Raw genomic sequence first — 21,501 nt, 5'->3', positions numbered from 1 at the left:
ATGATGCGTCTCGCCTTCACCCGCTGGGGGCTGTCGCCGACGGCCTTCTGGTCGATGACACCGCGCGAACTCGCCGCCGCCCTCGGTACGGGAGCCGCGGCCGACGTGCCCGATCGTTCCGTCCTCGATCGCCTGATGCGCCTTCACCCCGACATTTCGCCGGAGACGACCCATGGCCAGCAATGACGCCGCCGACACCCTCGCCGGGCTCGACGAGACCACCAAGACGCTGTCCGAAAGGCTCTCCGAGATGGACGGCCTGTCGAAATCGGTCGGTTCGTCGCTCAACACCGCCTTCAAGGGCGCGGTGGTCCAGGGCAAGGCACTCGACGTCGTGCTGCGCTCGGTCGCCGAGCGCATGTCGAGCAAGGCGCTCGACGCGGCGCTGTCGCCGCTGACCGACGGAATCGGTTCGGGCCTGACGAAACTCGCCGGCTCACTGGTCGGTGCGCTCGGCTTTTCGCACGGTGGCGTCTTCTCGGCCGGGCGGGTGACGCCCTTCGCGAGCGGCGGCGTCGTCTCGACGCCGACCTATTTCCCGATGCGCGGTGGTACGGGACTGATGGGGGAAGCCGGGGCGGAGGCCATCATGCCTCTCGCCCGCGGCCCCGACGGTCGCCTCGGCATCGCCGCGCAGAACACGGCGGGGACAACCCATGTCACCTTCAACGTCACCACCCCGGACGCGGCGTCGTTCCGCCGGTCGGAGGCCCAGATGACGAGTATGTTGGCCCGCGCCGTCGGACGGGGACGGCGCGGGCTCTGACACCGGACCCAACGAGGAGGGGCTCAGGTTCCGGTGCGTTCCGTGTGCAGGAGTGCCTGCTGAATTTCGTCGAGTTGATGCAGTCGTTTCTTCTTCAACGTCTCGAGATAGTCGTCCGCGGCAGGCTCCAACTCGTTCTCGATCCGCAAGATCTCGAGATTGATGTCGCCGTACGCCTGGACAGCTTTGGAGAACTTTCCGTCGGTCAGGACGAGCGAACGGATTCGCTCGGCATGTTCGGGGAATTCCTCCGTGAGGTCGTGGGTAGAATGAACGCTCATCTCGCTCTCGTCCTCCTCATCGCGATGGTTATCCATCCGGCGCGAGACCGTCGTTGAGGAAAATCAAATGTTCCGAGGGACACGTTCATGACCGACACCGTCACGGTGGATGCGGTGGAATTCCCGCTCGCCGTCGCCCTTCGCGCGACCGGCGGACCGGAACGCCGCACCGAGATCGTCGCGCTCGGATCGGGCCGCGAAGTGCGCAACGCCCGCTGGGCGGGAAGCCGTCGGCGGTGGGATGCCGGCTCCGGCGTCCGCTCGCTCGACGACCTCGCCGAGGTCATCGCCTTCTTCGAGGCGCGCCGCGGTCGGTTGCACGGTTTTCTCTTCCGCGACCCGCTCGACGACCGCTCCTCGCTCCCCTCGCGTGCCCCCGGCCCGCTCGATCAGCCGATCGGCACCGGCGACGGGGCGACCGCGCGTTTCCAGCTCGCCAAGACCTATGGCGCGCCGCTGCGCCCCTGGACCCGGCCGATCACCCGGCCGGTCGCGACGACCGTGCGCGTCGCGGTGGCCGGGGTGGAGAAGACCCGCGGCACCGACTTCTCGGTTTCCGAGACCGACGGCGGCGTGACCTTCCTCGCCGGTCGGATCCCGCCCGCCGGGGCCGCCGTCACCGCCGGGTTCCGGTTCCTGGTGCCGGCCCGATTCGATGCCGACGAGATCCGGGTCGACCTGACCGCCTTCCTCGCCGGCGAGATCCCGACCATTCCGATCGTGGAGATCGTGTCGTGAAGACGCTCTCGCCCGACTTCGCCGCGGCCCTCGCCGGCGGCGTGACGACGCTCGCCACCTGTTGGCGGCTGACGCGCGCCGATGGCGCCGTCTTCGGCTTCACCGACCACGACCGCGACATCGTCCTCGACGGCGTGATCCACGCCGCCGCGACCGGCCTCTCGGCCTCCGAGGCGACGGCGCGGGCCGATCTCTCGGTCGGTGGGCTCGAGGTGGAGGGCGCGCTGGTCTCCGCCGCCATCGACGTCGCCGACGTCGAGGCGGGGCTGTGGGACGGCGCCCGCGTCGCGATCGACGTCGTCGACTGGACCGACACCACCCGCCGCGTCGCCATGCGCAAGGGCGTGCTCGGAGAGATCGCCCGGCTCGACGGCGCCTTCACCGCCGAGATCCGTTCGCTCGCCCATGTCCTCGACGAGACCCGCGGCCGCCTCTTCCAGCATCGCTGCAACGCCGAACTCGGCGATGCGCGCTGCGGCCTTTCGATCGTCGCGACGGCCGTCACCGTCGCCGCCGTGCTCGACGCCCATCGCGTCCGCGTCACCGGGCTCGATGCGGCGACCGCCGGCGACTACGACCGCGGCCTCGTGACCGTTTCGAGCGGCCCGGCCGCGGGTCGCGCCTCGGAGATCCGTTTCCACGGGGTCGATGCCCGCGGCGTCGTCCTCGATCTGTGGCAGCCGATCGCCGGAGACCTCGCCGTCGGCGACGCGCTCGCCGTCCGCCCCGGCTGCGACCGTCGCTTCGAGACCTGCCGCGACCGCTTCGCCAACTGGCGGTCCTTCCGCGGCTTCCCCCACATCCCCGGCAACGACTTCCTGGTCGCTTCGCCGGCCGCGAGCGCCGTCGTCAACGACGGCGGCGCCTGGGTGTCGTGACGATGGCGACCGAACCCGTCACCCGTGCCGCGATCGTCGCGGCGGCACGCCGTTGGATCGGCACGCCCTATCGCCATCGCGCCAGCCTCGAGGGCGTCGGCTGCGACTGTCTCGGTCTGGTGCGCGGCCTGTGGCGCGAGTTCTACGGCGACGAGCCCGAAGCGCTGCCGCCCTACGCGCCCGAATGGGCCGAGGCCGGCGGCGTCGAGGCACTCGCCGCGGTCGGCGAACGCCATTTCGTCCCCGTCCTGCTCACCGACGCCCGCCCCGGCGACGTCGTGCTCTTCCGTTGGCGGCCCGATCTGCCGGCGAAACACGTCGGCGTCCTCGTCGAGCCCGCCCGCTTCGTTCACGCCTACGACGGCGCCGCGGTGGTCGAGAGCCCGCTCGGTCCCTGGTGGCGCCGCCGGCTCGCCCGCACCTTCGCCTTCCCCGGCCTCGACCGGCCGGACGCCGCGTCCCTCACGGAGTGATCCCATGGCCACGCTTCTCCTCGCCGCCGCCGGCTCCGCGCTCGGCGGCGCGATCGGCATCGGCGCGACCATCGGTCAGGCGGTCGGCGCCGTCGCCGGCGCGGTGATCGACCGCACGCTGCTCCGCACGTCGCGCGACGTCGAGGGCCCGCGCCTCGCCGATCTCGACGTCCAGGCCTCGACCGAGGGCGAACCGATCCCGCGCGTCTTCGGCCGCGTCCGCATCGCCGGTCAGGTGATCTGGGCGACCCGCCACGAGGAACAGGCGGTGGTGCAGGAGACCGGTGGCGGCAAGGGCGGCTCGTCGACCTCGACCAGCTGGAAATACTTCGCCAATTTCGCCGTCGGCCTCTGCGAGGGACCGATCGACCGCGTCGCCCGCGTCTGGGCCGACGGCGTGCTGCTCGATCTCGACGCCGTCACCATGCGCATCCATCTGGGTCACGAGGATCAGGAGCCCGACGCCCTGATCCTCGCCCGCCAGGGCGGCATCGCGCCGGCCTATCGCGGCCTCGCCCATGTCGTCTTCGAGCGCCTGCCGCTCGATGAATGGGGTAACCGCATCCCGCAGCTGACCTTCGAGGTGATCCGCGTCGTCGACACGCTGGAGGCCAAGGTCCGCGCGCTGACCTTCATCCCCGGCGCCACCGAACACGGCTACGGCACGACACCCGTCACCGCGGTCGCCGACGGCGTCTCGGCGGCCGAGAACCGCCACGTCACGACCGCCCGCACCGACTTCCTCGCCGCCCTCGACGAGGCGATCGAACTCTGCCCCAACCTCGAACGCATCGCCCTGGTGGTGGCGTGGTTCGGCGACGATCTCAGGGCCGGCGAATGCCGCCTGCGCCCCGGCGTCGAGGTGGCGGCGAAGAACGTCACCGGTGGTCCGGCCTGGTCGGTCGCCGGCCTCTCGCGAGCCGAGGCCCGCATCGTGTCGTACGTCGACGGTCGCCCCGCCTGGGGCGGCACGCCGTCCGACGCGACCATCGTCGAGGCGATCCGCGAGATCCGGGCGCGCGGGCTGAAGGTGACGCTCTATCCCTTCCTCGCCATGGACATTCCCCCCGGCAACGGCCGGCCCGATCCCTGGGGCGGGGCGGAACAGGCGGCCTTCCCCTGGCGCGGCCGCATCACCGCCCATCCCGCCCCCGGCCGCCCGTCGAGCGCCGACCGAACCGCGGCCGCCCGCACGCAGATCGCCGCCTTCGTCGGTTCGGTCGCGGTCTCCGCCTTCTCGATCACGGGCGACGCCGTCGTCTGCAGCGCGGGCTCGGAATGGTCGTTCCGCCGGATGATCCTGCACATGGCGCATCTGGCGAAGGCGGCGGGCGGCGTAGACGCCTTCCTGATCGGTTCCGAACTGATCGGCCTCACCCGCCTGCGCGACGCGACGGGCGCCCACCCCTTCGTCGAAGCCCTCGTCACGCTCGCCGCCGACGTGCGCACGGTCCTGGGAGCGTCGACGATCCTGACCTACGGCGCCGACTGGAGCGAGTGGTTCGGCCATCACCCCGACGACGGTTCGGGCGACGTGATCTTCCACCTCGATCCCTTGTGGGCGAGCCCGGCGATCGACGTCGTCGGCATCGACGCGTGGTTCCCGCTGACCGACTGGCGCGACGGCGATCATCTCGATGCCGCGATCGCCGATCGGCCGACCGATCGCGCCCATCTCGACGCCCGCGTCGAGGGCGGCGAGAACTACGACTGGTACTACGCCTCCGACGCCGCGCGGCTGGCGCAGGCGCGCACGCCGATCGTCGATACAGGCTATGGCGAGCACTGGGTCTTCCGCCCCAAGGACCTCGTCGGCTGGTGGTCGAACGCCCATCACGACCGCCCCGGCGGTGTGCGTTCGGCGACACCGACCGCCTGGGTGGCGAAGTCGAAGCCGATCTGGCTGACCGAACTCGGCTGTCCCGCCGTCGATCTCGGCGCCAACGAGCCCGCCGCCTTCCCCGACCCCAAGTCGGCGGAGGCGCGGTTGCCCGTCTTCTCCTCCGGCGTGCGCGACGACTTCGTCCAGCGCCGCACCCTCGAGGCGGTGCTCGATCACTGGGACCCGGCGGCGAACCCCGGCCACAACCCGTTGTCGCCTTCGGGAAAACGCATGGTTGCCCTCGACGGCATCCATTTATGGGCCTGGGACGCGCGACCCTATCCGGCCTTTCCGAGTGCGGCGTCGGTCTGGGCCGACGGCTCGGCCTGGGTCACCGGCCATTGGCTGACCGGACGGCTCGGCGGCACGTCGGTCGAGGGGCTGATCGCCGCGGTTCTGGCGGAGGCCGGCTTCGACGACGTCGCCTTCCGCGCCGTGACCGGCCATGTCGACGGCTTCGTCATCGATCGCCGCATGTCGCCGCGCGACGCGCTCGAGCCTCTGCTCGCCGCCTTCGGCATCGACGCACTCGACGTCGGCACGGCGATCCGCTTCGCCGGCCGCGACCGCCGGATCGACGCCGCGATCGTACTCGACGACCTCGTCGAGCCGGAGCGCGGCGCGGTGGTCGAGGTCCGGCGCACGCAGGAGACGGAACTGCCGGCCGAGATCTCCGTCACCTTCACCGACGCGCTGCTCGACCATCGCCGTACCACGGTGACGGCCGGCCGCCGCATCGGCGCAACGCGGCGCTCGACCTCGGCCGATCTCGCCGTCGTCGCACCGGTGGAGGCGATGTGCTCGCTCGCGGAAGGCTGGCTCGCCGACCTCTGGGCCGGCCGCACCACGGCGAAGATCCGGCTCCCTCCGACCCGGCTCGACATCGAGCCCGGCGACGTCCTCTCCCTCGCCATCGAGGGGCGGACGACGCGGGTGATGGTCGAAGCGGCGACCGACGGTGCCGATCGGCTGATCGAGGTCCGCACCATCGATCCCGCCGCCCGTCGGCCGATCCGCGGTGGCAGGCGCGACCGCGGCGGCCTCCTCGCCACGGTGCGCGGCCGGCCGATCGTCCATGTCGTCGACGTCGCCCATCCGAGCGAGGACGGCGACATCCATCGCCCCTATCTCGCCGCCTGGGCCTCGCCCTGGTCGGGGCCGCTCGCCGTCGCCCGCGTCCGAGACGTCGCGACGATCGCGACCATCGCCACGGTAGACCGCCCGGCGATCCTCGGCGAGACGCTGACCGATCTCGCCCCCGGCCCCTCGGCGGTCTTCGACCTCGCCGCCCGGCTCGACGTGCGGCTCGCGGGTGGCACGCTCTCTGCTGCCTCCGAGGCCCTGGTTCTCGACGGCGCCAACCGCGCCGCGGTCCGTGCGCCTTCGGGTGACTGGGAGGTGGTGCAGTTCCGCGAGGCGGAGCTGGTGGCGCCGTCGACCTGGCGGCTCTCCGGCTTCCTGCGTCGGCAGGGTGGCTCCGACGATGCCGGTGCCGCGATCATCCCCGCCGGCAGCGCCTTCGTGCTGCTCGACGACCGGCTGATCACGCTGCCGATCGGCCGCGAGGACATCGGCCGCGCCGTGACGCTGAAGGTCGGCCCCGCCGCCGATCCGCCGACCGCCGCGACCTGGGTCGACGTCGTCGCCACGCCTTCGGCGCGCGGCCTGAAGCCGTGGTGCCCGGCGCATCTCGAGGTGGACGTCGATGCCGTGAGCGGCGACGTCGCCTTCGGCTGGGTCCGTCGCTCGCGCGTCGCCGGCGCCGATTCCTGGGCGCTGCTCGAGGTGCCGCTCGGGGCTTCTGCCGAGCGCTGGTCGATCGTGGTCGCGCTCGGTTCGACGGTCGTCGCCTCGGCCGAGACGACGACGCCCGGCTGGCTCTGGCCCAAGGCGGCGCGCGACGCCGCCCTCGGATCGGCGCCCGCCGCCGTCACAGTGACGGTCGCGCAGATCGACCCGGAGTTCGGCCCCGGCACCGCGCGCCGCGCCACGCTGACCGTCTGACGCCGCGCCGCCGGCCACGTTCACCCACGACTGGGCGGGATGCCGCCTTCCGGAGACCTCCATGACCACCACCCGGCTCGACCTGCCGCTGATCGAGGCGTCGCAGGCGCAGAAACACGTCACCCACAACGAGGCGCTGATGCGGCTCGACGGCGCCGTCCAGCTCTCGGTCGCCGATCGCGATCTGGCCGCCCCGCCGACGAGCCCCGTGACCGGCGGCCGGTGGCTCGTCGCCGCCGGGGCTTCCGGCGCCTGGACCGGAGCGGCGGGGAAGATCGCCGTCGAGCGCGACGGCGGCTGGATGTTCCTCGCCCCGCGTGCCGGCTGGCGCTGCTGGGTCGAGGACGAGGCGCGCCTGCTGATTCACGACGGCAGCGGCTGGGTCGACTTCGCCGGCAAGGCGGGGCTGCTGAAGGCCGCCGCGCTCGCCGACGGGTCGGTGCCCCGCGTCGGCGTCTCGACGACGCCCGACGCCGCCAACCGCTTCGCCGTCAAGTCCGACGCCGCGCTCTTCGCCTGCGACGATGCCGCGGGCTCCGGTCACATGCGGATCGCGGTGGAGAAGGCGCTGCCCGCCCGCGACGCCGCGCTGCTGTTCGAGACCGGCTGGAGCGGCCGCGCGTTGATGGGTCTCCTCGGCGACGACGATTTCTCGATCAAGGTCTCGTCGAACGGTTCGAGCTGGACCGAGGCGCTGCGGGTCGCCGCCGCCACCGGCCGCGTCACCGTGCCGACCGGTGCGCTCGCCGGGGGAGGGCGCCTGCTCTCCACCCGCAGCTTCACCGCCTCGGGCACCTGGACGCGGCCGAGCGGCGTCCGCTTCGTCCTCGTCTTCGCGCTCGGCGCGGGCGGCGGCGGCGGCGGAGCCGGTGGCGCGGCCTCGTCGGGCGCGGCCGGCGGCGGCGGTGGGGCGGGTGGCCTCGCCCTGCGCTTCCTCGACGTCTCGGCCGTCGCCTCGCGCGCCGTGACGATCGGTGCGGGCGGCACCGCGGGTGCGGCGACCGGCGGCAACGGCGGGACGGGCGGCGCCACCTCCTTCGGCTCCGATGCCGTGGCTCAGGGCGGCGGCGGCGGCACCGGAATGGCGGCCGGCACCTGGGGCACGGCGGTCGCCGGCGGCCTCGGCGGCACGACCTCGGCGGGCGATCCCGCCTTCGCCGGCGAGCCCGGCGCGCCCGGTCTGCGCTTCGATGCCGGCAACGTCCTCTCCGGCTCCGGCGGTGCCTCGTTCTTCGGCGGCGGCGCCCGCGGCAACGTCGGCAACGTCGCCGGCTCGGTCGCCTCGTCGGTCGGGGCCGGCGGGTCGGGCGGCGTGGTCGCCTCCTCCGCGACCGGCCAGGCCGGCGGGGCGGGCGGTGCCGGCTTCCTGTGGATCTGGGAATTCGAATGAGCCGCCGCGCGCGCCTCGCCACACCATCGAAAGGGACCATCCCATGACCTACGACAAGGCCTCCGACCGCTTCGGCGCCGCCGCCTCCACCCGCCAGTCGCCGGCGGTCGAGGCGGTGAAACTGACCGCCGCCATGGTCTCCGACACCGCGGACCTCGCGACCTACGCCAAGGCCCTGCGCATCTGGAACGGCTCGGCGACGGCGCTGACCGTCATGGCGACGCCGCTCGCGGCCGCGTCCGACCTCGCTGCCGCGGCCGTGCCGATCACCATCCCGGCCGGCTCCGTCGGCTACGAGCCGATCTCGGTGCGCCGCATCTGGGCGACCGGATCGACCGGCCTTGCCGCAGCGCTCTCCGCCGGCACCGCCGAAGTCCTCCTCCTGATCGCCTGAGGTCCGCCATGTTCGCCTTCGCTCTCGCCGTCGGCGTGTCGCAGCGGCGCACGGCCGGCATCGACTGGTGGCGCAGCCCCGATCGTCGCCTCGACGGTGTCGACCCCGGCGCCGCCGTCTCCATGCCGATCGGCGGCGTGATGCTCGCCGGCGCCCCGGCGACGCTCGCCGACCTCTTCGCCGTCTCCTCCGCCTCCAAGCGCGTCGTCGGTCCGACCGGCACACTCGACACGATCGCCGCCAACACGCCCGCCGTCGACGGCTCGACCGGCCGATCGCGCCTGCTCGTCGAGGCCAAGGCGGCGACCAAGTACGGACCCTGTTCCGAGGCGATCGGCGGCACCGGCTACGGTCTCGGCAACGTGACGCTGGGTGCGGCCTCGCTCGGCCCCGACGGCACGACCGGCATGCGCGAGATCGTCGAGACCACGGCCTCCGGCACGGCCCACAACTGGTGGTCCTGGACCGTCGCCAACGCCAATGCCGTCGGCGAACATTGGGCGCACCAGTTCGTCGTGCGGCGCGGCGTCGGCGTCCGAAACGTCAAGATTCGCAACATCGGCAGCGCCTACGTCGGCGCCTACCCGGAGGTCTGCGTCAACCTCGCGACCGGTGCGATCGTCTCCTTCGCCAATGCCGGTCGCGTCGTCGTCGTGGCGATGGCCGTCCCGGGCGTCGGCCCGTGCTGGCGGATCGAAATGACGGCGACGACGACCCAGGCCGGAACGATCGTCCATTCCGCCTATTTCCTCGCGGGGACAGCGTCGAACACCGACTACTACACCGGCGACGGCATCTCCTCGATCCACTTCGGCTACGCCAATGTCGAGAAGGTCGCCGCGGCGACCGAGCCGCCCTCGTCCTACGTGACGATCCCGTCGACCGCCGCCGTCACCCGCATCGCCGACGACGTGCGCCCCTCGACGGCGGTGCTGGCGCAGATCGCCGACGCCGACGGAGCGACGATCGTCGTCCGCGGCTCGACGACCTACGCAAGCAACGGGCGCATCGTCGGGTATCAGGGCGGCGCGCTGTCGCCCCTCATCATGTCCAACGCCAACGCGAATTCCGTCGTCGCCTACGACGGCGCGACGGCGATTTCGGCCACGGCCGGGTCCGGCGGATGGGGCGCCTTCGGCGCGGCCGAGGCGCACGGCGCCGGCACCGTCCGGCTGGCGCTCGGCGGCGGCACCGTGGTGACGACCTCGGCCTTCGTCACCGCCTATTTCACCCCGACCACGGCGCGCTTCTTCGCCTGCGGCGACGGCACCAACGCGGTCGACGGCTTCATCGACGAAGTCCTGGTCTGGCCGCTCGCCGGATCGGATGCCGCGCTGCGATCGCAAGCGAGGGCCTGGGCATGATCACCGTCTTCCTGCGCTTCACGAACGCCGACGAGGCCGCCGCCGCCGTTCGCTCCCTGCTGCTCGAACCGAGCTTCGCCGAGGGGCTCGCGCCCGGCGCGATCGCCTCGATGGGCTACACCGCCGCCGGCATCCGCTTCGACCTCGCCCCCGTCGGTGGCGACGGCGTCCTGCGCGTCGCCGCCGGCACCGAGACGGTCGAGATCGACGGCATCGGCCCCGTCGAGACGCCGCGGTTCGAACCGCGTCCGGGCTTCCACCTCAACCTGCTCTGGCACGGCGACGAAGGCGATCTCCCGGACTTCGGTGCTGCCCGCATCCACCCCGAGACGCCGGGCCAGATCTTCGCCGCCTGACGGCATCCACGGAAAGGAACATCCCCATGAAAGGCTATCGCACCATCGGTCTCAACGTTGCCGCCGCCGTCGTCGGCGCGCTGATGACTACCGACTGGCTCTCCGTCGCCGACCCGAAGACCGCTGGTCTGGTGGTCGGTGGGCTCGGCGTCGCCAACACCGTGCTGCGCTTCCTCACCGACGGTCCGGTCGGCGGTGGTGAACGCGGCTGATCGGGGCCGTTCAGCCCCGGTTCAGGGCGAGGGGTGCAAGGTCGCGCCATGGACCGCAAACCCCTCGCTCTCGCCCTTCTCGTGGCGCTCCTCGCCGCCGGCTCCCCCCCGGCCGCGGCCGAGGACGTGCCGCGGGACGTCGAGTGCCTCACCCCCGCCCAGGCCGATCTCGCGGTGCGCGAGCAGCGCATTCGCCCCCTGGCGACGATCGCCGGTCCGCTCGGCCGCGAGATCCTGCGCGCCCGTCTCTGCCGGGTCGACGACGGGCTGGTCTATCGCCTGATCCTGTTCGATGCCTCCGGCGGCGTGCGTCGCGCGGGGCTCGATGCGCGCTCGGGTCGTCTGCTATACGATGGCCGCAAATGACGCCGGCCGCGCGCCGGACGAGGACAGAGGGGAGCGCGGAACCGTGCGCGTGCTGATCGTCGAGGACGACCGCAATCTCAATCGCCAGATCGCCGAGGCCTTCCGCGAAGCCGAATACGCGGTGGACACCGCCTTCGACGGCGAGGAGGGCCATCACCTCGGCGACACCGAACCCTACGACGCGGTGATCCTCGACATCGGCCTGCCGATGATGGACGGCATCTCCGTACTGGAGAAATGGCGCCGCGCCGGCCGTTCCATGCCGGTGCTGCTGCTCACCGCCCGCGATCGTTGGTCCGACAAGGTCGCCGGCATAGACGCCGGGGCCGACGACTACGTCGCCAAGCCCTTCCACATGGAAGAGGTCCTCGCCCGGGTCCGCGCGCTGGTTCGCCGCGCCGCCGGTCGCGCCTCCAACGAGATGGTCCTCGGCGAATTGATCGTCGATGCCCGCGCCGGCCGCGTCACGCTCGCCGGCTCGCCGGTCAAGCTCACCTCCCACGAATATCGCCTGCTCGCCTATCTGATGCTGCATCAGGGCCGGGTGGTCTCCCGCACCGAGCTGGTCGAACACCTCTACGATCAGGACTTCGATCGCGATTCCAATACGATCGAGGTCTTCGTCGGGCGCCTGCGCAAGAAGCTCGGCGACGGCGTGATCGAGACGGTGCGTGGCCTCGGCTATTCGGTCGGCCCCGAACGACCCGCAGGCCGCTCATGATCGGCGGATCGCTCGCCCGCCGCTTCTTCGTGCTCGCCGCGTTGTGGAGCACGGTGGCGCTGGCGGTCGCGGGCTTCGTCCTGATCGCGGTCTATCGCGGCCATGTCGAACGCGCCTTCGACGACCGCATCGCCATCCACATGAAGACCCTGGTCGCAGCGCTGGCCGATCAGGCCGATGCCGGCGGCAATTTCCGCATGCCCGGCGACCTCGGCGAACCGCGATTCGAGCTGCCGCTGTCCGGGTGGTACTGGGTGGTGCGTCGCGGCGACGGCGGCGGTGTCGTCCTCGCCTCGCCGTCGCTGACCGGCGAAATCCTGCCGTTGCCGAGCGAGGCCGGCGAGACCGTCACCCGCCGCATGCCCGCCACCGCCTATGTCGAGGGTCCCGATCGCCAGCGCCTGCGCGTGCTCGAACGGATCGTCGACTTCGACGGCCTGCGCGAGTTTCGCCTCGCCGTCGCGGCGGATGCCGGCGCACTCGACCGCGACGTCGCCGGCTTTCGCTGGCGCGCGGTGACGGTGCTGGCACTGGTCGGCCTCGGCTCCGTCGCTTCCGCGCTCTTCCAGGTTCGCCTCGCCCTCGCGCCGCTCGAACGCATGCGCGCCTCGCTCGCCCGCATCCGCTCCGGCGAGGCCGCCCGTTTCGACGAGGACCTTCCTTCCGAGATCGCCCCGCTCGCCCACGAACTCGACGCCCTCGTCGAGGCCAATCGCGAGGCGATGGAACGCTCCCGCACCCATGTCGGCAATCTCGCCCACGCGCTGAAGACGCCGCTCGCCGTGCTCGTCAACGAGGCCCGCGGCTCCGACGAACCGCTCGCCCGCCACGTCGTCGAGCAGGCGGAGCTGATGCGCGAGCACGTCCAGCACCACCTCGACCGCGCCCGCATCGCCGCCCAACGGCGCGTCATCGGCGTCGTCACCGACGTCGAGCCGGTGATCGAACGCCTCGCCCGCGCCATGCGTCGCATCCATGCCGACAAGGGCGTGGCGATCGACGTCGCGATCGAGCCGGGCCTGAAGTTCCGCGGCGAACGCGAAGACCTCGAGGAGGCGCTCGGCAACCTCGTCGACAACGCCTGCAAGTGGTGCGACGGCCGCGTCCTCCTCACCGCCGCGCACGATCCCGCCGTCGCCCGCGACGCCCCCGCCCGCCTGCTGCTCGTCGTCGAGGACGACGGCCCCGGCCTTCCCCCCGAACAACGTGCCGTCGCGGTCGAACGCGGCCGCCGGCTCGACGAGACCGTACCGGGCTCCGGCCTCGGCCTGTCGATCGTCGAGGAGACGGCGCGGCTCTACGGTGGCAGCTTCGCCCTCGAGGCCTCCGAGATGGGCGGGCTCGCCTGTCGGCTGGTGCTTCCGGCGCTGTGACCGGGGCTGACCTTTCGACCCATTTCGGCCATGATGCCGCACCATAGGGAGCGCGGGCGATCGACGGCGACGCCCCTCGACGATGACGGTTGCGAGCGGAAGGCGGCAATGAAACTCGGGACGTTCGGTGCGATCGGAATCCTCTGCGCCCTCCTCGGCGGCTGCATCGAGACCTCGTCGCAATCCGAATCGGGCGGCGTGGCCGCGAAGCTGACGGGCGGCCTGATCGGCGGCAAGTCGAAGGCGCAGGCGGCCTCCGCCGAAGCCATCTCGGCCGGCGCCGGTGCGCTCTACACGGCGTGGTCGGTCGACGACCTCGGCCGCCAGCTCGACGACGGCGACCGCCGCGTCGCCGCCGAGGCCGACTTCGTGGCGCTCGAACAGGGTGCCGCCGGCGTCGTGCGCGACTGGCAAAACCCCGCCACCGGCCGACGCGGTCAGGTGACCCCCGGTGCCGCCTATGCGGTCAACCAGTACACCTGCCGCGACTACGTCGACGTGGTGGCGATCGACGGCCGCAAGGAGACGCGGCGCTCCACCGCCTGCCGTCAGCCCGACGGCAGCTGGCGCCCGATCTCGTGAGCGTCGACGCTTCGTCAACCTCAATCAAATCTTAAGCGCTTCGGCCGATCTTCGGTCCGACCGGATCTCGTGCGTGCGTCCCGATCCTCGCCTTGCCGCGAGCATCGCCCGTTGATGCGCGGTCTCCGGTGGCTGGCCGCCTGCCCGGCGGTTCCGACGATCGACGGAGAGCGCGATGCCCGATCCGGGGCTCCTCACTGCCAAGGTTCGCTCCTACATGGACGCGCTGTCGCCGCAGGCCCGCGCCATGCTGGGCCGTTCGCTGCGCGCCGCCGACCGGCTGGAGGGTGCCGCCGAGATCGTGCTGAAGGCGATCGACGGTTTCGAGGCGGTGGGCGAACCGCAGGTCTCCGTCACGACCGGCGGCGAGCCCTGGGCGGTGCGCCTGGAACGCGCCTTCTTCGCCCCCGTCGCCCCCTTCGTCGAGGACGAGGACATCGTCGCCCTGCCGGTCTGCCGCATCCCGCGCCGTGCCGTCGTCCGCATCTGGGCCTGGATCCGCCGCGATCTCGCGCCCGCCGCCTGGGAACGTGCGCTCGCCGCCGACCCGCTCGACGCCGGCGCCGACGCCGCCCCCATCGCCCGCAAGCTGCGCCGCGAGGTCGCGACCGCGCTCGCCGAGACGCTGCGCCGGATCGCCGCCGACGCCAAGGCGCGCCAGAAGTTCGCCGGCCAGTTCGGTGGTGAGGCCGGCTTCCGCGCCGTGATCGACGTCGCCCACGTGCTCCAGCACGAGGCCGCCTTCGCCAATCTCTTCGGCCAGATCCCCGGCAATCTCACCGTCCACGATGCGACCGAATCCTCGCGTCTGTTCGACGCCGTGCGCATCTCGCTCGAGCAGGGCCTGCTCGGCGGCGACTGGATCGCCGCCGCGGTCCTGACGCGCGCCACCAATCCGGCCGTGCTCGCCCATCTCGCCTGCCGGCTCGCCGGTTCCAACGATCCGCGCCTCGTCTCCGGCAGCCGCTGGGCGCCGCTGGTCGAGGCGGTGGTCGGCCGCATCGATCGCCACGCCGCCCGTGCGGCCGCCCGCGGCAACGACGAGGCCTCCCGAGAGGCCTTCGTCGCCGACCTGCGCGCCTACCACGACCTCACCCGCATGCTCGAACTGGCGATGCCGGTCGACAACGTCGCCGCCTGGTTCCGCCGTCTCGCCGCCGCTCGCACGGTGATGTCGCAGACCGTCGCGGGCCGGCTCGAGACCGCGCCCGGCCTCGTCCGTCGCGCCCTGATGCTCGACGATCGCGGTGGCTGGGGCGGTCGTTTCGACGCCGCCGACGTCGCCGAGGCCGAATTCGCCGTCCGCGTCGCCCTCGAGGCCAAGGCCGCCAGCGACAGCCTCGCCCTGCACGAACTGGTCGGCCGCTGCCGCAAGCAGATCGAGGCGACGCTGGAACTCGTCTCGTCACGTCTCCTCGAAGAGATGCGCTCGCCCGTCCTTCGCGGCCGGGCCGATCTCGATCGGGCGGTCGATGCCGCGATCCGCCTCTGCGCCCTGGTCTTCGGCGAGGATCACGCCGCCATCCTGCGTCGCAGCCGCGATCTGGCGGCGGAAAAGACGCTGCGCGCCGCCGGTTGAGATTCGTTCCACCGTTTGACCACGGTCAACATCTCGTGCGCGACGATGGGTTACGCACTCGGACCATTGCCGTCTCCGGTCGCCGCAGGTATCTCCCTTCGACCGACCGGACGAGAGCGCCTGACGAACTCTCGCGCGGCCGGTGGAACGAGGAGCGGTTGTCGGCCCGATGTTGATCTGGATTCTGTTCGCCGGCCTGACCGCCGTCGCCGTGCTTCTCCTGCTCGCTCCGCTGGCGCGCGGTCGCGTCGCCGTGACCGATACCGGTGACGTCGCGGTCTATCGCGACCAGCTCGCCGAGGTCGATCGCGACCGCGAGGCCGGGCTCGTCGGCGAGGCCGAGGCCGAAGCCGCCCGCGCCGAGATCGCCCGCCGCCTGCTGCGCGCCGCCGCCCGCACCGATGCCGCCGACGACGGAGTGCCGAGCCGGCGCTCGCGCATCGTCGCGGCCCTCGCGGTGGTGCTGGTGCCGGCGATCGCGGTCGGCGGCTATCTCCTCGTCGGCCGCCCCGACATGCCCGACGCGCCGCTCGCCGCCCGGATCGCCGCCGGCACCGGCGACCAGTCGATCGAGGCGCTGATCGCCCGCGTCGAGGCCCATCTCGCCGCCAACCCGAACGACGTCCGCGGCTTCGAGGTGGTGGCGCCGGTCTACATGCGGGTCGGCCGTTTCGACGACGCCGTCCGGGCCTGGCGCACCGCCATCCGCATCGGTGGTCCGAGCGAGCGTCGCCTCGTCGGCCTCGCCGAAGCCCAGGTCGGTGCCGCCGACGGTACCATCGGCGCCGACGCGCAGGAGAGCTTCCGCGCCGCGCTGGCGATCGAGCCGAAGTCGGTTCTCGCGCGCATGTATCTCGCGGCGGCGCTCGCCCAGGAAGGCAAGCTCGCCGAGGCCGCCGCCGCCTGGAAGGCGCTGGTCGCTTCCGGCACCGACGCCGATCCGTGGATGGAGACGGCGCGGGAGGAACTCGCCAAGGCCGAGGCCGCCGCCTCCGGCAAGCCCATGCCCGCCGCACCCGGCCCGTCGGCCGCCGACGTCGAGGCGGCGCAGGGCATGACGGCCGGCGATCGCGAGAAGATGGTCGCCACCATGGTCGGTCGCCTCGACGAGCGCCTGAAGACCGCGGGCGGCTCGATCGACGAATGGGAACGCCTGGTGCGCGCCTATCGCGTGATGGGCCGGACGGCCGATGCCGACGCGGCGCTCGCCCGCGCCCGCGCGGCCCTCGCCGCCGACCCGGCCGCCGCCGCGCGTCTCGACGCGCTCGGCGCGGCCAAGTGAACGACAGGGAAACGGGGAAGGACGGCCCGACATGACCCGCAAACAGAAGCGACTGAGCCTGATCGGTTTCGCCGGCGCCGTGCTGGTGGCCGCCGTCGGCCTCGTGCTCTTCGCGCTCGACGACAAGATCACCTTCTTCACCTCGCCCTCCGACGTGGCATCGGGCATGGTGAAGCCCGGTCAGCGCCTGCGTCTCGGCGGTCTCGTCGAGGAAGGCTCGGTCGAGCGGACGGGCTCGACGGTGCGCTTCCGCGTCACCGACGGGGCGAAGTCGATCCCGGTCAGCTACACCGGCATCCTCCCCGACCTCTTCCGCGAGGGTCAGGGTACGGTGGCGGAAGGCAAGGTCGGCTCCGACGGGCTCTTCGTCGCCGACAGCGTGCTCGCCAAGCACGACGAGAAATACATGCCGAAGGAAGTGGCCGACGCGCTCAAGAAGTCGGGCCATTGGCAGGAAGAAGCCGGAAAGGGCACGCCGAAGACCAACTGAGGTCGAGGGCGCGAGGAGGAAACGGCATGATCGTCGAAGTCGGACACTACGCGCTGGTCCTGGCGCTGGCACTGGCCATCGTCCAGTCGATCGTCCCGATCTGGGGCGTGAAGAGCGGCGACGAGCGGCTCGCCGCGGTGGCGGGCCCCGCCGCCTGGGGCCAGTTCCTCTTCGTCTCGATCGCCTTCGCGGCGCTCACCTGGGCGCATGTCACGTCCGACTTCTCGGTCGCCAACGTCTTCGAGAACTCCCATTCGCAGAAGCCGATGATCTACAAGATCTCCGGCGTCTGGGGGAACCACGAGGGCTCGATGCTGCTGTGGGTGGCGATCCTCGCCTTCTTCGGCGCCATGGTGGCGTGGTTCGGCCGCAATCTGCCGCGCAGCCTCTATGCGACGGTGCTCGGCGTCCAGGCCTGGGTGGCGCTCGCCTTCTACCTCTTCGTGCTGCTGACCTCGAACCCCTTCGCCCGCATCCTGCGCGCGCCGATGGAGGGTCGCGATCTCAACCCGATCCTGCAGGACCCCGGTCTCGCCATCCATCCGCCGCTGCTCTACCTCGGCTACGTCGGTTTCTCGATCGCCTTCTCCTTTGCCGTCGCGGCGCTGATCGAAGGCCGCATCGACGCCGCCTGGGCGCGCTGGGTGCGGCCCTGGACGCTCGCCGCCTGGGTGTTCCTGACGCTCGGCATCGCCATGGGCTCCTACTGGGCCTATTACGAGCTCGGCTGGGGCGGCTGGTGGTTCTGGGACCCGGTCGAGAACGCCTCGCTGATGCCCTGGCTCGCCGGCACGGCGCTGCTGCATTCGGCGATCGTCATGGAGAAGCGCGACGCGCTGAAGGTCTGGACCATCCTCCTGGCCATCCTGACCTTCTCGCTGTCGCTGCTCGGCACCTTCCTGGTGCGCTCGGGCGTGCTGACGTCCGTCCACGCCTTCGCCACCGACCCGGCGCGCGGCGTCTTCATCCTCGGCATCCTGGTGCTCTTCGTCGGCGGTTCGCTGACGATCTTTGCCGCCCGTGCCGGCACGCTGACCAAGGGCGGCCTCTTCGCCCCGATCAGCCGCGAGGGTGCGCTCGTCTTCAACAACCTGTTCCTGACGGCGGCCACCGCCGCTGTCTTCGTCGGCACGCTGTGGCCGCTGCTGCTCGAGGCGACGACGGGGGCGAAGATCTCGGTCGGCGCGCCCTTCTTCGAGATGACCTTCGGTCCCCTCATGGTGCCGCTGCTGCTCGCCGTGCCGCTCGGCCCCTTCCTCGCCTGGAAGCGCGGCGATCTCGCCGCCGTCGCCCAGCGTCTGGCGGTCGTCTTCGCCATCGCCATCGTCGGTATTCTCGTCACCTGGTGGGCGACCCGCGGCGGCCCGGTTCTGGCACCGCTCGGCATCGGCCTCGGGCTCTGGCTGTCGCTCGGCGCGCTCGCCGAACTCGCCTTCCGCGTCAAGCTCTTCGCCGAACCGACCGGTGCCTTCCGCCGCGCGAGCGGCCTGCCGCGTTCGGCCTGGGGCACGACGCTCGGCCATCTCGGCCTCGGGCTGATGATCTTCGGCATCGTCGCCGAGAGCGCCTGGAAGATCGAGCACGTGCTCGTCATGAAGCCCGGCGACACCGTCCACGTCGCCCGCTTCGACGTGACCTTCGCCGAGCAGAAGGACTTCACCGGGCCGAACTTCGACGCGGTCGTCGGTCGCTTCGTGGTCAAGGATGGCGGCCGCGAAGTCGCGGTCCTCGAGCCGGCCAAGCGCACCTATCGCACCCGCAAGATGCCCACCACCGAGACCGCCATCGCCACCTTCGACGGCTTCTCCCAGCTCTACCTCGCCATGGGCGAGCCGCAGGGCGGCGGCATGGCGATGCGCATCTACTGGAAGCCGCTGGTGCTGCTGATCTGGATCGGCTGCCTCGTCATGTCGATCGGCGGCACCATCTCGCTGACCGACCGGCGCCTGAGGATCGGCGCACCGACGCCGACCCGGCGTGCGAGCGGCGCCATGCCCGCCGCGGCCGAGTGAGGGAGATGTCCACGATGCTCGCGAACGTGCTCCGCCGTCCGCTTCTCGCCCTGTCGCTCGCCCTGCCGGTGATCGTCGGCGGCGCGGCGCTCGCCGTCCAGCCCGACGAGATGCTCGCCGACCCGGCGCTCGAGGCGCGCGCCCGTGCCGTCTCGGCCGAGCTGCGCTGCCTCGTCTGCCAGAACCAGTCGATCGATGATTCCGACGCGCCGCTCGCCAAGGATCTGCGCATCCTGGTGCGCGAGCGGATCATGGCCGGCGACGACGATCGCGCGGTGAAGAACTGGCTGGTCTCCCGCTACGGCGAGTTCGTGCTGCTGAAGCCGACCTTCTCGGCGCACAACCTGATCCTCTGGCTGTCGCCCTTCGCCATCCTGGCGATCGGCGGCGTCGTCGCGATGCGGACGATCCGCCGCCGCGGTACCCGCGGGGCCACCGCCGAGGCGCCGCTCAGCGCCGAGGAGAACGAGCGTCTCGCCCGCATCCTCGCCGAGGAGCCGAAGGATCGTTCCTGAGACGGCGAAACGCAGCGACGGGTTCATTACCGAGATTTAATCCCGGCGCCATGGCGTCGTAAGGCGACGGCATCCATCTTTCGGAGCACGGAAGGCTTCCCCCCCGGCCTTCCGACGAGACTTCGAAATCTGCGAGTGCCCCCCGATGACCCACTTCGACCCCAAGACCTCTCCGATCCTCGATCGTACCGCACGTCGCAAGACCATCGCCGCCGGCGCCGCGTCGCTGGCGGTGGTCGGTCTGCTCGCCTCGGTCCCGTTGTTCGGCCGCACGCCGGTCGCTCATGCCGAGACGCCGATCGTCGCCCCCAATCTCCTCAACTTCTCCTTCGCGCCGGTGGTCGACAAGGTTCGTCCCGCCGTCGTCTCGATCCGCGTCAAGGCCGAGGCGACCCCGCGCGAGAGCCTCGCCGAAACCTTCCCCGACCTGCCCGAGGGCGGCCCGCTCGATCGCTTCTTCCGCGAGTTCGGCGGCCCGCGCGAATACGGCCCGGGCCCCGGCCCCGGCGGTCGCAACTGGGGTCACGGCCCCGGCAAGGGCTGGCGTCACGGCGGCGAACGCGTCGTCGCCCAGGGCTCCGGCTTCATCATCGCCCCCGACGGCAAGGTCGTGACCAACTTCCACGTCGTGAAGGGCGCCACCTCCGTCACCGTCGTGACCGAGGACGGTGCCGAATACGACGCCAAGGTGGTCGGCTCCGACGAGAAGACCGACGTCGCGCTGCTCAAGATCCAGGGCGACAAGAAGGACTTCCCGACCGTACCCTTCGCCACCGGCGACGTTCGTCCCGGCGACTGGGTGCTGGCGGTCGGCAATCCCTTCGGCCTCGGCGGCTCGGTCACCGCCGGCATCGTCTCGGCCCGCGGCCGTGAGATCGGCGCCGGCCCCTACGACGACTTCCTGCAGATCGACGCGCCGATCAACCGCGGCAACTCCGGCGGCCCGACCTTCGACCTCCAGGGCAACGTCGTCGGCATGAACACCGCGATCTTCTCGCCCTCCGGCGGCTCGGTCGGCATCGGCTTCGCCATTCCCTCCGCGACCGTGCAGAAGGTCATCGCCCAGCTCGAGAAGGGCGGCGAGGTGGTGCGCGGCTGGCTCGGCGTCGCCATCCAGCCGATCAATCGCGACGTCGCCGACAGCCTCGGCCTCAAGGAGGCCCGCGGCGCGCTGGTCGCCCAGATCCAGCCCGGGACCCCGGCCGCCAAGGCCGGTCTCGAGGCCGGCGACGCCATCCTGACGCTCGACGGCCGGCCGCTGAAGAACTCCCGCGACCTCGCCCGCATCGTCGCCGGCTACGAGCCCGGCGCCAAGGTCAAGCTCGGCATCGTCCGCAAGGGCAAGGACCAGACCGTCGAGGTCGAACTCGGCCGCATGCCCAAGGACCTCGGCGCCAAGATCGGCCAGTCGACGCCCGACGACGGCGCCGCCGCGACCTCGCTCACCGCCCTCGGTCTGGCGCTCGCGCCGGCCTCCGAGGTCGGCGTCTCCGGCGGCGGTGTCGCCGTGGTCGACGTCGACCCCGACGGTCCGGCCGCCCAACGCGGCATCAAGCCGGGCGACGTGGTGCTCGACGTCCAGGGCCACACCGTCTCGACGGTCGCCGACGTCAACGACGCGATCCGCACCGCCCGCGGCGAGGGTCGCAAGGCCGTCCTGCTGCGCATCAAGACGCAGGACGGTGTCCGCTTCGTGCCGCTGCCGCTCGCGGCGCGCTGACGCCATCCTCCGCCCCGGGGAAACTCTTCCCCCCGTGTACCCCGTTTCCTCGGGTCGGAGGTCCGGTCGGCGGTGGAGCGAAGGCTCCGCCGCCGACCTCATTTTTTCGCTAGAGTATGCGCC

Annotated in this window: 22 protein-coding genes; 21 read left to right on the top strand and 1 reads right to left on the bottom strand. The window is 71.8% G+C overall.

Translation table 11 applies throughout. The features are described from left to right. The first annotated feature begins 3 nt into the window (after positions 1–3). Both ACT53U_RS07570 and ACT53U_RS07565 read left to right on the top strand, forming a co-directional pair. On the top strand, positions 4–186 hold the full coding sequence (locus ACT53U_RS07570) for a phage tail assembly chaperone (RefSeq protein WP_476153816.1): 183 nt from the start codon (positions 4–6) through the stop codon (positions 184–186). Next, the gene (locus tag ACT53U_RS07565) at positions 173–766 is read left to right on the top strand and encodes a phage tail tape measure protein (protein ID WP_476153815.1); all 594 of its coding nucleotides are present in this window, start codon (positions 173–175) and stop codon (positions 764–766) included. Before ACT53U_RS07570 ends, ACT53U_RS07565 begins: the two co-directional genes overlap by 14 nt. A gap of 23 nt (positions 767–789) precedes the next feature. Here the strand turns inward: ACT53U_RS07565 and ACT53U_RS07560 are convergent, their stop codons facing one another. After that, complete coding sequence (locus ACT53U_RS07560; RefSeq protein WP_476153814.1) at positions 790–1,047, bottom strand: HP1242/YdcH family protein; 258 nt, start codon at positions 1,045–1,047, stop codon at positions 790–792. 87 nt (positions 1,048–1,134) lie between these two features. On the opposite strand from ACT53U_RS07560, the gene ACT53U_RS07555 reads away from it, so the two are divergent. The 19 genes from ACT53U_RS07555 (at position 1,135) to ACT53U_RS07465 (ending at position 21,378) form a co-directional block, all read left to right on the top strand. Further along, positions 1,135–1,785, top strand: coding sequence for a phage distal tail protein, Rcc01695 family (locus ACT53U_RS07555; RefSeq protein ID WP_476153813.1), 651 nt, complete (start codon positions 1,135–1,137; stop codon positions 1,783–1,785). Beyond that, positions 1,782–2,663 carry a DUF2163 domain-containing protein gene (locus tag ACT53U_RS07550; RefSeq protein ID WP_476153812.1) on the top strand — a complete coding sequence of 294 codons (882 nt, stop codon included), beginning with the start codon at positions 1,782–1,784 and terminating at the stop codon, positions 2,661–2,663. The genes ACT53U_RS07555 and ACT53U_RS07550 overlap by 4 nt, the downstream gene beginning before the upstream one ends. A gap of 2 nt (positions 2,664–2,665) precedes the next feature. Then, positions 2,666–3,136: an NlpC/P60 family protein gene (locus tag ACT53U_RS07545; RefSeq protein WP_476153811.1), complete on the top strand. Its 471-nt coding sequence runs from the start codon at positions 2,666–2,668 to the stop codon at positions 3,134–3,136. A gap of 4 nt (positions 3,137–3,140) precedes the next feature. Beyond that, positions 3,141–7,022, top strand: coding sequence for a baseplate multidomain protein megatron (locus tag ACT53U_RS07540; protein WP_476153810.1), 3,882 nt, complete (start codon positions 3,141–3,143; stop codon positions 7,020–7,022). Between the two features lie 61 nt (positions 7,023–7,083). Continuing rightward, the gene (locus ACT53U_RS07535; protein WP_476153809.1) at positions 7,084–8,412 is read left to right on the top strand and encodes a DUF2793 domain-containing protein; all 1,329 of its coding nucleotides are present in this window, start codon (positions 7,084–7,086) and stop codon (positions 8,410–8,412) included. A 43-nt stretch (positions 8,413–8,455) separates the two neighbouring features. Further along, entirely contained in the window at positions 8,456–8,806 is a 351-nt protein-coding gene (locus tag ACT53U_RS07530) for a spike base protein, RCAP_Rcc01079 family (RefSeq protein WP_476153808.1), read from the top strand. 8 nt (positions 8,807–8,814) lie between these two features. After that, entirely contained in the window at positions 8,815–10,170 is a 1,356-nt protein-coding gene (locus ACT53U_RS07525) for a phage head spike fiber domain-containing protein (RefSeq protein ID WP_476153807.1), read from the top strand. Further along, positions 10,167–10,526: a hypothetical protein gene (locus ACT53U_RS07520; protein WP_476153806.1), complete on the top strand. Its 360-nt coding sequence runs from the start codon at positions 10,167–10,169 to the stop codon at positions 10,524–10,526. Before ACT53U_RS07525 ends, ACT53U_RS07520 begins: the two co-directional genes overlap by 4 nt. A gap of 26 nt (positions 10,527–10,552) precedes the next feature. After that, on the top strand, positions 10,553–10,738 hold the full coding sequence (locus ACT53U_RS07515) for a hypothetical protein (protein WP_476135533.1): 186 nt from the start codon (positions 10,553–10,555) through the stop codon (positions 10,736–10,738). Positions 10,739–10,786: 48 nt separating this feature from the next. Beyond that, on the top strand, positions 10,787–11,104 hold the full coding sequence (locus tag ACT53U_RS07510; RefSeq protein ID WP_476153805.1) for a PepSY domain-containing protein: 318 nt from the start codon (positions 10,787–10,789) through the stop codon (positions 11,102–11,104). A gap of 43 nt (positions 11,105–11,147) precedes the next feature. Further along, the gene (locus ACT53U_RS07505; RefSeq protein WP_476153804.1) at positions 11,148–11,825 is read left to right on the top strand and encodes a response regulator transcription factor; all 678 of its coding nucleotides are present in this window, start codon (positions 11,148–11,150) and stop codon (positions 11,823–11,825) included. Next, complete coding sequence (locus ACT53U_RS07500) at positions 11,822–13,198, top strand: sensor histidine kinase (RefSeq protein ID WP_476153803.1); 1,377 nt, start codon at positions 11,822–11,824, stop codon at positions 13,196–13,198. Before ACT53U_RS07505 ends, ACT53U_RS07500 begins: the two co-directional genes overlap by 4 nt. A 108-nt stretch (positions 13,199–13,306) precedes the next feature. Beyond that, complete coding sequence (locus tag ACT53U_RS07495; protein ID WP_476153802.1) at positions 13,307–13,780, top strand: RT0821/Lpp0805 family surface protein; 474 nt, start codon at positions 13,307–13,309, stop codon at positions 13,778–13,780. Positions 13,781–13,955: 175 nt separating this feature from the next. Beyond that, a complete protein-coding gene (locus ACT53U_RS07490) occupies positions 13,956–15,359 on the top strand; it encodes a hypothetical protein (protein ID WP_476153801.1) in 1,404 nt (467 codons plus the stop codon). Between the two features lie 169 nt (positions 15,360–15,528). Beyond that, on the top strand, positions 15,529–16,641 hold the full coding sequence (gene ccmI, locus ACT53U_RS07485) for a c-type cytochrome biogenesis protein CcmI (protein ID WP_476153800.1): 1,113 nt from the start codon (positions 15,529–15,531) through the stop codon (positions 16,639–16,641). 31 nt (positions 16,642–16,672) lie between these two features. Further along, entirely contained in the window at positions 16,673–17,131 is a 459-nt protein-coding gene (ccmE, locus tag ACT53U_RS07480) for a cytochrome c maturation protein CcmE (protein ID WP_476153799.1), read from the top strand. Between the two features lie 26 nt (positions 17,132–17,157). After that, positions 17,158–19,143: a heme lyase CcmF/NrfE family subunit gene (locus ACT53U_RS07475; protein ID WP_476153798.1), complete on the top strand. Its 1,986-nt coding sequence runs from the start codon at positions 17,158–17,160 to the stop codon at positions 19,141–19,143. Between the two features lie 5 nt (positions 19,144–19,148). Next, the gene (locus ACT53U_RS07470; RefSeq protein ID WP_476153797.1) at positions 19,149–19,658 is read left to right on the top strand and encodes a cytochrome c-type biogenesis protein; all 510 of its coding nucleotides are present in this window, start codon (positions 19,149–19,151) and stop codon (positions 19,656–19,658) included. Positions 19,659–19,803: 145 nt separating this feature from the next. Then, complete coding sequence (locus ACT53U_RS07465) at positions 19,804–21,378, top strand: Do family serine endopeptidase (RefSeq protein ID WP_476153796.1); 1,575 nt, start codon at positions 19,804–19,806, stop codon at positions 21,376–21,378. The last annotated feature ends 123 nt before the right edge of the window (positions 21,379–21,501 follow it).

It is taken from the genome of Pinisolibacter sp. DMC19 (assembly GCF_056313985.1).
This window is presented reverse-complemented; position numbering and strand designations above follow the sequence as displayed.